General features: G+C 37.8%; 10 protein-coding genes. 4 read left to right on the top strand and 6 right to left on the bottom strand.

The window, feature by feature from the left end; all coding sequences use genetic code 11:
* Positions 1 to 6: 6 nt before the first annotated feature.
* A complete protein-coding gene (locus J2Y40_RS15750) occupies positions 7 to 2,835 on the bottom strand; it encodes a SusC/RagA family TonB-linked outer membrane protein (RefSeq protein WP_309999978.1) in 2,829 nt (942 codons plus the stop codon).
* 176 nt (positions 2,836 to 3,011) lie between these two features.
* Here J2Y40_RS15750 and J2Y40_RS15745 point away from each other — a divergent pair, with 176 nt between their 5' ends.
* From J2Y40_RS15745 to J2Y40_RS15730, 4 genes are all read left to right on the top strand, one after another.
* Positions 3,012 to 4,196 carry an MFS transporter gene (locus J2Y40_RS15745; protein WP_309999976.1) on the top strand — a complete coding sequence of 395 codons (1,185 nt, stop codon included), beginning with the start codon at positions 3,012 to 3,014 and terminating at the stop codon, positions 4,194 to 4,196.
* A gap of 23 nt (positions 4,197 to 4,219) precedes the next feature.
* A complete protein-coding gene (locus tag J2Y40_RS15740; RefSeq protein WP_153391826.1) occupies positions 4,220 to 5,008 on the top strand; it encodes an NrtR DNA-binding winged helix domain-containing protein in 789 nt (262 codons plus the stop codon).
* A 129-nt stretch (positions 5,009 to 5,137) separates the two neighbouring features.
* On the top strand, positions 5,138 to 6,316 hold the full coding sequence (locus J2Y40_RS15735; protein WP_309999973.1) for an acyl-CoA dehydrogenase family protein: 1,179 nt from the start codon (positions 5,138 to 5,140) through the stop codon (positions 6,314 to 6,316).
* A gap of 162 nt (positions 6,317 to 6,478) precedes the next feature.
* Entirely contained in the window at positions 6,479 to 8,440 is a 1,962-nt protein-coding gene (locus tag J2Y40_RS15730; RefSeq protein WP_153391822.1) for a T9SS type A sorting domain-containing protein, read from the top strand.
* A gap of 68 nt (positions 8,441 to 8,508) precedes the next feature.
* Here the strand turns inward: J2Y40_RS15730 and J2Y40_RS15725 are convergent, their stop codons facing one another.
* The 5 genes from J2Y40_RS15725 to J2Y40_RS15705 all read right to left on the bottom strand — a co-directional run bounded on the left by J2Y40_RS15725 (position 8,509) and on the right by J2Y40_RS15705 (position 13,774).
* On the bottom strand, positions 8,509 to 11,202 hold the full coding sequence (locus J2Y40_RS15725) for a PD-(D/E)XK nuclease family protein (protein ID WP_153391820.1): 2,694 nt from the start codon (positions 11,200 to 11,202) through the stop codon (positions 8,509 to 8,511).
* On the bottom strand, positions 11,199 to 11,729 hold the full coding sequence (locus J2Y40_RS15720) for a DUF922 domain-containing Zn-dependent protease (RefSeq protein ID WP_231128609.1): 531 nt from the start codon (positions 11,727 to 11,729) through the stop codon (positions 11,199 to 11,201). Before J2Y40_RS15720 ends, J2Y40_RS15725 begins: the two co-directional genes overlap by 4 nt.
* Before the next feature lie 5 nt (positions 11,730 to 11,734).
* Positions 11,735 to 12,139, bottom strand: a complete 405-nt coding sequence (locus tag J2Y40_RS15715) for a hypothetical protein (protein WP_153391816.1) — start codon at positions 12,137 to 12,139, stop codon at positions 11,735 to 11,737.
* 59 nt (positions 12,140 to 12,198) lie between these two features.
* Positions 12,199 to 12,834 (bottom strand): 16S rRNA (guanine(527)-N(7))-methyltransferase RsmG, encoded by a 636-nt coding sequence (gene rsmG, locus J2Y40_RS15710; RefSeq protein ID WP_153391814.1) that lies wholly within the window; start codon positions 12,832 to 12,834, stop codon positions 12,199 to 12,201.
* A 106-nt stretch (positions 12,835 to 12,940) separates the two neighbouring features.
* Positions 12,941 to 13,774 carry a GLPGLI family protein gene (locus tag J2Y40_RS15705; protein WP_153391812.1) on the bottom strand — a complete coding sequence of 278 codons (834 nt, stop codon included), beginning with the start codon at positions 13,772 to 13,774 and terminating at the stop codon, positions 12,941 to 12,943.
* Positions 13,775 to 13,934 lie beyond the last annotated feature (160 nt).

Here is a 13,934-nt window from a genome sequence, read left to right as displayed (position 1 = left end):
AATAATTTAGAAATTAGCTTTTAAACCAATGATGAAGGTTCTCACCTGAGGATAGGTTCCGTAATCTATTCCGAAAACAGATTTCTCTGCACCGGATGTATTTCTGTTAGGCGTGAAAGCATTTACTTCAGGGTCCATTCCGGAATAATCTGTAATGGTTAACAGATTTTGTCCGGTTACGTACACATTCAGTTTGCTTACTCCTTTAAAAGGATTATTGAAATTATATCCTAATGTTACCGCTTTCAGTTTCACATAAGACCCGTCTTCCACAAATCTGTCTGAAATTTCCTGTGCAGACGCCGAATTGGCTCTCGGAACATCGGTAATCTGTCCCGGCGTAGTCCATCGGTTAAGAACTGCTGTTGACTGATTTTTATAATCATTCATCATTTCCAGATCAAAACGGGTTGCGTTGAAGACATCATTTCCCACAGAACCGGTAATCAAAACATCCATATACCAGTTTTTCAGAGTAAAATTATTGCTGAAGCCAAAAGTATACTTTGGGTTTGGATTTCCGATAAATGTTCTATCATCCACATCCTGATATCCGTTTCCGTTAAGGTCTTTATAGATCATGTTTCCGGTATTTGGATCCACGTGATCTACTTTATATCCGTAAAATGTACTCAAAGCATGTCCAGGTTGAAAACGAATTACTTTACCTCCAACACTTTCCATACTTATTACATCAATGGTATTGAGGTATTGCTCAAAGTTCAGAATTTTATTTTTAGCAAATGAAATGTTGAATGACGTGTTCCATGTAAAGTTTTCGTTCTTGATATTAGCGGTATTCAATGAAAACTCAATTCCTTTATTTTCCAGGCTTCCGGCGTTTCTATAGATTGGTCCTGATAAATTCCCCATTACATAAGGGAAAATAAGGTCCGTAGTCTTCCTTTTATAGAGATCCGTTGTAAACCTGATCCGGTTATTGAAAAGCCCAAGATCCAGCCCTACATTGGTATCGGTTGTTGTTTCCCAGGTTACATCACTGTCATATTGTTTAAATGTATAGGCAGGAATTCCATTTGACCAATACGGATCAAATATGTTAAAGTGTGAATAAGCAGGAACCCCGGACACATTTCCGGTCTGTCCCCATCCCCCTCTCAGTTTTAATTCGCTGATGACTTTACTGTCTGCCAGGAAATCTTCTTTAGACACCAGCCATGAAGCTGAAACACCCGGAAAGAAACCCCATTTTTTTTCCGGAGCAAGGTTTGAGGAACCGTTATACCTGAACACTCCCATTAAGGTATATTTTCCGTCATACGTGTACAAGGCCCTTCCGAAGAACGAAGCATTTCTCAGAACGTCTTTATGTTTGTCATAACCTTGTGTTGCCGCCTTTTCATAATCGAAATTTATTATTCCTTCAGGGAATTTTTCTCCGGCAAAGTATTCATTCTGAAAACTTTTCTGGGTGATCTGGGCTCCTCCAAGTAATGAAAAATCATGAACCCCTTTTTTCAGGGTATAAGTTAAGGTATTTTCAAAGTTATATTCCTGATACTGAATATACTCCTGGGAGCCTATTCCGGATTTTGATCTTCCGTAGCTGGTCTGGAATCCGTCTGTAAATTTAGTATTCCGGGAGTCTGTCATATCAAATGAAATGCTTGGCTTCCATACCAGATTTTTCAGAACTTTCACATCAAGACCTAAATTGCTTAGGAAACGCTGAGTCTGGGTTTTATCTTTTCTTGACTGATAAGCAACTGGATTTTCCCAAGACGACTGATAAGGATTCGGAGCAAACTGGCCCGGCTTATATCCGTCATTAATCTGGCCTGTTGTCTGATCATAGACTACTCCATCTGACGGGATGAAATTAACATCTGTTCCGTATACAGGCAGAAAACTCGGCGTATTAAAAGCACTGAGCACTACCCCGCCTCTCGCTGTACTTAAATTATCGTTGGTATTGGTGAGTGAGGTAAAGTAGTAATTGACTGAGGAATTTAATTTCAGCCAGGGTGCAATCACTGCATCTAAGTTTACTTTCACCGAAGTCCTCTGAAAATGAGCAGGCTTGATGATTCCTTCAATATCCTGATACCCTAATGCGGTGTAAGCTTTTACTTTCTCATTTCCAAAGGCATAGTTTACGTTATAATTCTGATCAAATCCGGTCTGAAAAACTTCTTTTCTCCAATCGGTATCAATCCCTGCATATCTGGGGTTGGTAACGGTGGAAAGATAGTCTGATCCGCCGTTTGCCTGGATGTCTGCCATTAAGGTTTTATACTGATCAAGATTCAGGACATCAATATTTTTCACGGTTTTTGAAATTCCCCAATAGGCATTAAAATTAAGCTGGGGTTTTCCCTGTTTTCCTCTTTTGGTTGTAATGATAACCACTCCTGAAGATCCGTTTATTCCGTAAATAGCGGTAGAAGAGGCATCTTTAAGAATAGTCATATCAACAATATCGTCAGGATTCAGCCCGGTGATGTCATTGGTCTGGATTCCGTCAACTACATACAGAGGGCTCACCGAGGATGAAATTGAGTTATTCCCCCTGATTTTCACATCAAGAGCTGCTCCTGGCTTTCCTGAAGCCTGAATGACATTCACTCCTGCCGCCTGTCCCTGTAAAGCCTGTCCTACGCTGTAGATTGGTCTGTTATCAAAGGCATCTGCTTTTACTGAAGAGACTGCACTGGTAAGGTTCTGCTTTTTCACTCCTCCATATCCGATCATGACAATCTCGTCTATTTTATTTTCCTTGGGAACAGAATCTATTACCTTGGTCTGGGCATTGAAATTAGCTGTAAAATACAGCACTGCGGCCAGTCCAAAACTTCCTGATATTCTTATATTCATATAGAGTTAGTTTTTAATTCTCAAATTGAGACAATAAAAATATATTTTTTTTTAATTAATTAACATTGTCTTCATAAATATTTTAATTTTTCTTTTATTTTTGGGGCTTTAAAGGCTTAAATTTGCATCATAATTCATAAAAAAAGTTGTAAAAACTTAAAAAAAAAATCTCCAAAATGACTGCCAAGCTCTCCCATATTTCACTTCCGTTAAAATTGACTTTCCTTATTTTTTCAATGGTACTGAATTGTATGGGTCTGGTCATCCTTCAGCTTTCTGAGGCCATTTCTTATGAAAAACTGGGATTTTTAGAATCATTTAAAGATCTTCCGATTGCTTTTATTTCCCTCTTTGCTGTTAATTTTATCAGTAAAACCGGAACCAAAAAAGCTTTGATCACAGCATTAATTATTGTTGGGGCCTGCTCTTGTCTTCTTCCTTTTATTGAAGATTTCTGGTTCTATAAGGTTTGGTTTGCTATTATCGGAACCTGCTTTGCGATTGGAAAAATCTGTGTTTTCGGGATTATCAGGAATAATATTTCGGATGAAAAATCACTTGCAAAAACGATGAATAGTGTGGAGGCTTCCTTTATGATCGGTATTTTTGTAGTGAATATGGGCTTTGGATGGCTGATCTCAAGTCAATATTCTGAATACTGGAAGTTTGGATTTTTATCTATTGCCATACTTTCGGCTGTAACGATATTTTTATTTTCCCGTCTGACGATTTCAGAAGCTAAGAAAACCGAAACGAAAGGAATCATTTCTGAGTTATCCGGTTTTATCAATCCCGCGACCATCGCATTTTTAGGCGTTATCTTTTTTATTGTGTTTGTGGAACAGGGATTTAATTCCTGGCTTCCTTCTTTTTACAAAAACCACCTGAAAATTGATTCGTTTTTTTCCCTGCAGGCGACTTCTTTTCTTGCTCTTTTTTCATATGCCGGAAGAACTGTGACGGCCAATATCATTCAAAGGTTTTCATTATCTAAATATTACCTGCTCTGTATAGGTCTGATCATGGCTGTTCTTACCCTTATTGTAGGAATTCAGTATTTCGGATCTGAAAATTCCGGGATATTGGTGTTTTTATTTCCGGTGATTGGGTTATTTTTATCTCCGCTCTACCCTGTTGTGAATTCAAAGATGATCGCGCAGGTTGATAAAGAGAAAATCAACCTGTTTACGTCCCTTATTGTTATTTTTTCTTCTTTAGGAAGCTCCGTCAGTTCTATTATTATGTCTGTTCTGTTTGGAAAAGAGCTCTTAAATTATTACCCTATTTATATCTTATTTGCTGTTTTAGTGCTTTTTACGGTAAGTTTGATATATTTTAGACTGTCAGGAAGGAAAATTTAGAAAATAATTTTATTTTTACTGCCATGAAACTCAAAGACACAAAAAGCAAAGAAACCCTTCAGGAACTTATTGATACAAAAGATTTTGTAGCACATGTATCTGTTGACTGCACGATATTCGGGTTTCACAACAATATTCTGAAAGTCCTGCTTTTAAAATATCATGATCTTGATCTATGGTCGCTTCCCGGCGGTTTTGTTTTCAATGATGAAGATCTTCGTGAGGCCGCTGCAAGGGTTCTGTATGAAAGAACTCATCTGAAAGACCTGTTTTTAAAGCAGTTTCACACTTTTGGAAGAATAGACCGTACCGAGAATAATGTACACCAGATCCTGCTTCGGAATAAAGGAATTGAGGTGCCTCAGGACCACTGGATCTTCCAGAGATTTATTACTGTAGGATACTGCAGTCTTATTGATTTTTCCATTGCGGATACTTTTCCTGATGCCTTCAATGAAAGCTGTGAATGGTTTGAAGTGGATAATCTGCCTAAAATGGCATTTGACCATGACAGGATCATAGAAACCGGGCTGGAATACCTTCGGATGAATATCAATACCGAAGCAGCAGCCAGCAACCTTCTGCCTGAAAAGTTTACCATGAAGGATCTTCAACTGCTGTATGAAACTATTTTAGGACAGAAATTCAGAAGAAATAATTTCCAGCGTAAAATATTAAGCTTGAATATTCTGGACAGGCTGGAGAAGTTTTATGACGGTTCTGCCAACAAAGCTCCTTACCTGTATAAATTCAAGAATAAAATCCATAATTCTGCCCACCAGTATCCTATCTCTAATGATGAGGAATCTTAAGGTTAGGCATTTTGTTATATGAATTAATTAAAACCATCATATATCACTGAAAATCAATCACTCAAAAGGCTTTTAAAAAAATTTTCCAAACCGCCTGAAAAGTACTATTTTTAAACAAATCAAAAAATCATGTCATATTATCCTCTTACAAGCATCCCTGATTATTACGGAATTGATGCTTTACTTACTGAAGAACACAAATTGATCCGCCAATCTGTAAGAGACTGGGTAGAAAGTTTTGTAATGCCGCAGATTGACCAGGCTGCACAAAACCATACTGACCTTCCCGGCTTAATGAGAGAATTGGGAAAAATCGGAGCATTGGGTCCTTATATTCCAGTGGAGTACGGAGGTTCCGGTCTTGATCAGATCTCTTACGGTCTTATCATGCAGGAGCTGGAAAGAGGTGATTCTGCGGTACGTTCTGCTGCTTCTGTACAAAGTTCTCTTGTGATGTTCCCAATTAATGAATTCGGATCTGAGGAGCAGAAGAAAAAATACCTTCCTAAGCTTGCTTCAGGAGAAATGATTGGATCTTTCGGTCTTACTGAGCCTAACCACGGATCTGATCCTAGTTCTATGGAAACTTATTTCAAAGATATGGGTGACCATTACCTGCTGAATGGTGCTAAAATGTGGATCACCAATTCTCCGCTTTGCGACATTGCTGTAGTATGGGCTAAAAATGAGGAAGGAAAAGTACAGGGATTGATCGTTGAAAGAGGCATGGAAGGTTTTACCACTCCTGAAACGCATAACAAATGGAGTTTAAGGGCTTCAAAAACAGGTGAACTTGTATTTAATAATGTGAAAGTTCCTAAAGAAAATCTTCTTCCCGGAGTTACAGGATTAAAGGGGCCTTTATCCTGTCTGAATTCCGCAAGATACGGAATTTCATGGGGTGTAATTGGTGCTGCCATCGACTGCTACTGTACAGCTGTTCAGTATTCTAAGGAAAGAAAGCAGTTTGGAAAACCAATTGGCTCTTACCAGCTTCAGCAGAAAAAACTGGCTGAGTTTTTAACTGAAATTACTAAAGCTCAGTTATTATGTCTTCAGTTAGGAAATCTTAAAAATGATCATAAAGCAACGCCTGCACAGATCTCCATGGCGAAACGCAACAATGTGAAAATGGCGATTGATATTGCAAGAGAATCAAGACAGATTCTTGGTGGAATGGGAATCATGGGTGAATTCCCGATGATGAGACATGCTGCCAACCTGGAATCGGTGATTACTTACGAAGGAACACATGATGTACACTTATTAATTACAGGTCTGGATATTACAGGTATCAATGCTTTTTAATTAAAAGATTCGATATAAAACAAAGGATTCCGGCCGAAGGCCGGAATCCTTTGTTTTACTCACTTTACAGAGAATTTATATTCAATAAATAATTATTGATCTGATAATGTATGAATGGTTTTATTAAAAACAACTAATTTAATATCACCATAATGCATTAATATGAAAAAACTATCTTTCTTTTTACTAAGTTTTACAGCTCCTTTTTACCTGGCTCAGCAGGCTGGCGATGTGGTAAATATTGAACAGAAACTCGATCTTACTCCACAAGGTGTTATCAATTTCATAGCCGTTAATCTCGGTGAGCAGAATACTCCTGATTTCACCAATTATCTGAATGGTTTCAATGTTGGTTTAAAAGGGTATAAAATCACTTATTACACTAAAAATGAGAATAATGTTCTGGTAAAAGCAACAGGGCTTCTGATGTACCCTAACGTAAATTACAAGCTTTCAACTGTTGTTTCGGACCATGGAACTACAGACAGTCGGCAAAATGTTCCGTCTAATCTAAAAGGAGCGCTTAGTGCAGGATTTGTAGTAGAACTTTCCTATGTTCTGAACGGCTATATTCTTATGGCTCCGGACTATGTGGGAATGGGCAGCGGAGACGGTGTTCATCCTTATGTAGACTATGCTACTGAAGCTGGTGCTACGATAGATTTCGTTACAGCCGCCAATAAAGTCCTCGGACAGCTGGGAATCAAACGTTATAATGAATATTTTCTGGCAGGCTATTCTCAGGGGGCGCATGCTGCAATGTCAACTTTGAAAAGGCTTAGTATTTCAAACCCGGACAATTTAAAATTCAGATATGCGTATATGGGTGACGGGCCTTATGATTTTTCGGGAGTTACGTTGAATAAAGGAGTTCTGGAAAAAGACATCTACCCTTTCACCTCTTTTCTGGCCAATGTACTCCACACCTGCAATAATACAGGCTACAGAACTTATAATAACAATATTTCAGAAGTTATTTCAGCGGAATATCTGGACAAATATAATTATCATGTGGTTCAGGATAACGGCGGACTTTTGTGGGGACCTGTGATCTGGAGAAGTCTTTTCACACCCAATTTTGTCAGTGATGTTACCAGCAATCCGAATAATAAGCTCAGACAATGCCTGAAACCTAAAGATGTTTACGACTGGTACAATAAAACTCCAATGACTTTAGGGCATTCCACCGTAGATCTGGCCATCCCGCCGGAAAACACCTCTAAAACCATTAATGTACAGCGTGGATATTACTCGTGGTGGGATCTGGATAAATACAAGCTGGATTCATTTTACTGGGGCCCTCTGGGACATGTGGGAGGAATTGTTCCTTTTGTTCTGGCTTCCAATGCGAAATTCAATACGCTCAGAAGCGGAGGATTATTCAATCAATGGGCTGTGATTACTTCAAAGCAGACAGGAAATAGCGATCAGATAATAGAATCCAGGGAAAACAATCCGCTATATTCTTCCCAAATCAAACCTGATCTGGGACATATGCAACTATTGGAAATCACAGATTTTAATCAAGAAAAAACAGTGGCAAAATCTGTAACAGAAAATAATCTGGCTAGTCTTAAGGATGGAATTTATCTGCTGAAGGTTCAGGAAAACAATGAAAACAAGCTGATTCCTTATATCAAAAATACACCTCAGCAAATTGCTGAAAATGAGATCATCCAATCTGAAAACAATGGAATTTTAAAACTTAAAATTCATCCGGATGAATTGTCCGCAGTACATATCTTTGATGAAAAACGTAACCTGATAAAAACAGTTTCCCAATCACAGTATATAGAAAATAACGGAATCTCTATTCAGGATCTTGAAAACCAGAACTATACCTTTGAGATTGCCACCCAATTCTATAATCTGCAGTTCAATAAAATGATCATTGGGCATTCTTCGGAAAATAAAACAGATATTTTTGCACATGGCCGTCAGATCATCGCCAGATCAGCCGGCGATATAAAAAACATCAGCATATACAGTATTTCAGGAGCATTAGTTGTGCGGCAGGATGTAAACCTATCTCAATTTGAATCAAAATCCCTGGAACCGGGAGTTTATCTGGTACAGCTCACTCTTGCTGATGGAAAAACAATCAACAAAAAGATAAAACTTTAGTATCTTCTCATATTATATTTCTTCATTTTCAAATGGAATGCACTTCAGCAATGGAGTGCATTTTTTTGTTAGACAGTATAGGATTTCACGTTTTCTACAAATGTCAGGTCAGGATTCAGAATTTCAAGAATCAGTTTTTTTACAGACCTCATCGCATCATCAATATTCCCTTTATCAAACTGGAGGGAAACCACCCCTTTCCGAGCTTCGGCAAAGCTCCATATTCCGGTCTCAATCGGGAATCCCCAGAACTCAGGAAGGTTCTGGACTACATAATGATAGATGCATAATTGGAGAGCCTGTTTTCTGTCGCTGTTATGGAAATAATCCGACACATTATCCTCATCAATCTTTACCGTAAGATTTTTGATTTTGGCCGTTTTATAATCGATAATTCTTAAAGTTCCGTTCAGACGGTCTATCCTGTCAATAAATCCGAAGAAAGAAATCTTGTCTTTTTCTTCAAGATAAAAATCTACATTTTCAAATCTTTTTTCAATATCCAGAATCTCCAGTTCATTTCCGTTTCTGATCAGTTCGAGATCGTGGGTAAGAATGTTTTCAATAACTTTTTTAGCAATCGCTTTGTGAATGTAATTCATTCCTTTTTCATAGAACTCCGGCTGGTGTTTCAGCTTTTCAATTGCTTTTTCAATATACTGATCTATTTCTTTAATTGACTTCTGTAAATCACTTTCTTTTAAAACTTTACCTTTAAGTATTTCATAAACTTCTTGAAGTGAATAATGAACCAGGTTTCCGTAGTTTTTAACAGACAGTTCTTCTTCAATTTCATCTGTTTCCGAGGTGTTCAGGATCTTGGAAAGATAAAAATCAATCGGATTATAAAGGTAGCTGGTAAGATGTGAAGCTGATACTTTTTCTTTCCATTTTTGAAGTCTTTCCATAACGATTGCCGTCTTTGGAATTTCGATAGGCTTAGAAGCAATCGGTTCAGAAGAATTCTCTATGATCAGGTGTTCTATTTTGTGGGAACTTTCCATTTCAATCTGAGTAATAAAACGGCTTTTCTCACCCGTATTCACTCCCGAACTCAGTGCATTGTACAAAAGGTGTACATTCTGCGAATCCTGAATCAGCCTGTAAAAGTGATAGGCGTAGATCCCGTCATTTTCCAGAAAAGTATGAAGGTCAAAGTATCTCCTTATGTCAAAAGGAATATAGGTATTCTGTGTATTTCCCAAAGGAAGTTTTCCTTCATTCACAGAAAGCAGAATAACATTTTCAAAATTCAGGAGACGGGTTTCCAGCAGCCCCATGATCTGAAGTCCGCGAAGCGGTTCTCCCTGAAAATCTATACTCTCGGAATTGATGTGCTGGTTGATCAGAATTTCCAGCGTTTCCATTCTGATCTCAAAATTATACGGACTTAGCTGATTTTTTATGATTCTGAAAGCGTTTTCAAAGTGAGACACATTTTCATACTGAATATCATCAATATCCAGCCATTTGATATGCCGGCAGAAAGCAATCAGCTTATCCAGATAAATACCTGTGTGATCTGCCTTCTGAAGCAGATCGTAGTAAGAAAGACTGCTCAGGAGCTCATGCAGCAGTTTTTTTGATATATAAACAATATTCCTCTCTTCTATTTTGGTTTTAAAATCACTGATCACCAATTCATCTTCCGCAGATTTCGGCAATTCTTCCAGAATAGGAAAAACATCCCTGTAATAATAGGAAGTTTTGTTTTTTTCCAGTTGTTTCTGAAGATAAAAAAGCTGTTTTACGGCATTGGAAAAAGACAGGTTCTTCAGCGGAAAACCCATAGTGATATTCAGGTTCTGCACTCCGTACATCACGTCTAAACTGGCAGGCAGAAGATTTTCGTCCAACAATACAACTGCTGTGTTGGAAAAGGTTTTATTTTCAATCTCTTTAAAAATCTCAGGAAGAACTTTTGTCTGGGTTACATTTCCTGAAACTTCATAGACCTTGATATTTTTCGGCTGGTTAAAGTCGTCTTCAATCCAATGAAAATCTCTGTTATCATTGAATTCTTTCCACATTTTATGGCTTCTGAGAAATTTTCCGGCTTCCTGTCTTTCATCATCAAAATAATAACGGTCTGCCTGGAAAAAACAACCGGCTTTATTCCATCTTAAAAGACTTCTTACAAGCTTTTCTTCTACAGGGGTAAAGGCATTAAATCCACAGAAAACAAAATGTTCTGAAGTATTTTTAGCAAAATCATCAATCTTCGACTTTGCAGTTTCGTGGATCATTCCGGAGGTTGCCCAGTTCTTCTCCTGCAGTTTTTCCTTTAATACCGGAAGAAAAATATTCATATTCTGCCAGAAATTAAGGAATTTTTTCCTTGGAACATCATCATTTTCACCGAGATCCTGCGCCCATTCTTTGATCCTCTCTTCATCAAACATATACTGGAGAACTACCTGATCATTATCGGAGAATTTAAGGATATCATCCCAGTCCTTCTGCAGGGTGGGAAACCATTTCAGAAAATCAGAGAAATCATCCCGGGGAGTCAGATTAAGGCTTCTGTAAACATCAAAGGCAAAGAGCCAGAGAGAAATTCCCTGGATTGGCTGTTTGTCTGCAATACGGTCTATTAATTCCTCCACGGTAAAGAAGTTGGGAAGAAGTCCGGAATAGTTCTTCTCCTCTAAAATCTGCCTGATAAAAACGATGGGACGCTTCCCGGGCAAAACGATATTAAATGCCGAAAGGTCCGGGTTTTGTTCCAGAAGTTCGTGGATGATCTTATTGAGAAATTTCAAGAGGCCTGGTAGCTTTTTAAATTGTTTAATTCTTCAGAGATGAGGACATTGTATTCTCTCTGCTTTTCTTCATTGATTCCGTGTTGGGTTTCCCTGTCATAAGATTTCTGAAAATTCTGATAATCATTGGACACTTTCTGATAAACCGCTTTAAAATACTTATCATAGTCACCGGAAGTAATAATCTTTTCAGCGACTTCTTTTCTAAGCTTTCTGGCAAACAGTTCTGCGATATCAAAATGTTTCTGCTCATGAAGAAGGATATAATCATTGATTTTTTTCACATCTTTCCATGATCTTTCTTCATTAAAAATAGCGGTTATTTCAATTTTCACCGGAGTTTTGGGATTGGAAGATCTCACCAGGGAATATTCCCATCCACAATGGGTGTAAGCTGCCACATTGGGATTGTTTTTGCGGTTAACCGGACTTTTAAAATTATCCCAAACCAGCTTCTGATCTTCCTTCCAGATTATTTTCTGCCCCCAGACTGTATGTACAGCCAGAAAACAGAATACCAATATCATCCTCATTATTTAACCACAATTATTTTGGTGATCCATTGGTTTCCACCGTTCCAGAATCTGAAGGTATAATTCCCTTTATAACGTGGATTGAAATTGATCTGGCTGCCTGCCGTATAGCTGTTCTGGCTGCAGGGGCCGTCTTTTATATAGCGATAAGCAGTTACCGACCTGTCAAAATCATTATCATAAATATAATCATAGCCATAAAATCCTTCACACTGCGAAGGATAGGTAGAATATGTTCTGATACTCTGTACGGAAAAAACATCCATCGTATCATTTACTATTTTTACGCTGTCAATTTTAATCCTGCCGATCGATTCAACGGTCTGATAGTCATCATCGTTACAGGAGATGAAAAGCAGCCCTAAAAATAATGCAGGAAATCCAATATTTAAAAGTTTTTTCATACCCTCAATTTACTGATTATTAACAAGAAACAGCAAAAATTATTCCTCTGTCATCCAGATCAGGAATTAAAATTGCCTTTTGATAAATACACTACTTTTTTAGTGTCAAAAAATTCTTCATCAAAATAGTTTTTAAGGCTGAAAATTTCACATTTAAGACCGGCAAGCTCTTCTGCAAGGTCACCACCTTTTAAATACAAAACTCCGTTATGCTTGGCGTTGAACTGTTCTTTTTCGAACTTCCCCTTCAGCCATCTCAAAAATTCCGGCATCTGGGTCACGGCACGGCTTACAACAAAGTGGAACTTTTCTTTGAGTTTTTCTGCACGACCATGAATAGCGGTTACGTTCTTCAGTCCTACTCCTTCTGCAACTGCCTGTACCACGCTGATCTTTTTTCCGATGGAATCAATCAGGGTAAATTCAGATTCAGGGAACAGGATTGCCAAAGGAATTCCCGGAAAACCACCTCCGGTTCCAATGTCCAATACTTTTGTACCCGGGGCAAACTCCATTACCTTTGCCACTCCTAAAGAATGCAGAATATGTTTTTCATACAGCGATTCCATATCTTTTCTGGAAATCACATTGATCTTTTCATTCCATTCGTGATACAGTTTTTCCAGCTGGGTAAACTGTTCGATCTGTTTTTCTGTAAGATCCGGAAAGTATTTTAATAGTAACGATATTGCCATATGAATTATTATAAACCGCAAAAATAAGTTTTTATTGGCTTTATTCAAACTTTAAGAGCCGGATATAAAAAAAGACCGCAGTTTTGCGGTCCTTTATGTATTATTTTTAATCCCTTTCAATAGGGTTGTTGGTTCTTTTAAGCCTTCTGAGGATTTCATCGTCAATAGTCTCCCCTTTTCCTGTATACCTCTCAAGCTCTTTAACATTGTACTGCACTGTATAGCCGTCTTTCAGCTGAACTCCAACAGTACCCGCTTTTGTATCTGCCTGGAATGCTTCAAAATCTTCTGCAGGAATGAAAGTATAATTTTTCATGAGTTTTTTATACTCATTCTCAGACATTTTCTTACTGTTTGCAGGAACCCGATCAAACAGGGTTTTCATTTTCTTGATCTGGATCAGGTTAAAGATATGCTGCCCTTCGGAATCTTTTATACTTACCACAAGCCCCGGAAGACCGCTGAATTTATAAGGTCCGTCATTGATCGGATAATCTTTACTAAACCACGCTTCCCAGGTTCTTCCTTTGTAATTCGTCACCGCTTTCTGGCATTTCATGTTATTGATCTTAACAAACTCTTTTTCTATTTTCCATTGAGGAATTTCGCTATCCGTAGTCACCAGCTTCACACTTTTAAACTGATCATAAAAATTGATAGTCTTTTTAGCGTAATCTTTTTCAATAAGATAGTTCAGATTTCTGTTATAGTTCTTACGTTTAAACAGTTTTGCAAAATCCTTATCAGCCGCATAAGCAGAGTCCTTTTCATACTTAGCGGTGTTATAAAAATAAGATTTCTTCCCGTCGGTATCCAGACTCATATAATCGGTGACCAAAGAATCATTTTCGATATCAGATTTCATCTTGTATTCATAAACAAAGCGGTAATTCTGTGCAGAAAAGAGAGCTGCGGACAATAAAAAAAGAAGTTTGTACATTTTTAAGTTTGGCCATTATTAAACATTATCAATTTTTAAAGCTGGTGAAAGCCTCAAAATCAATCCTATTTCCAAAGCTAGTGATTAAATTGAAACCTGACAAAAATCTTTTCTCTAAGCTTATTTTTATTTCCCGGCAAGATGTTTTTATTATATATTT

It is taken from the genome of Chryseobacterium sp. 2987 (genome assembly GCF_031456375.1).
In the GTDB taxonomy this organism is placed as follows: domain Bacteria; phylum Bacteroidota; class Bacteroidia; order Flavobacteriales; family Weeksellaceae; genus Chryseobacterium; species Chryseobacterium vaccae.
Note: the sequence above shows the minus strand (reverse complement) of the source record. Positions and strands in the feature narration are given on the sequence as shown.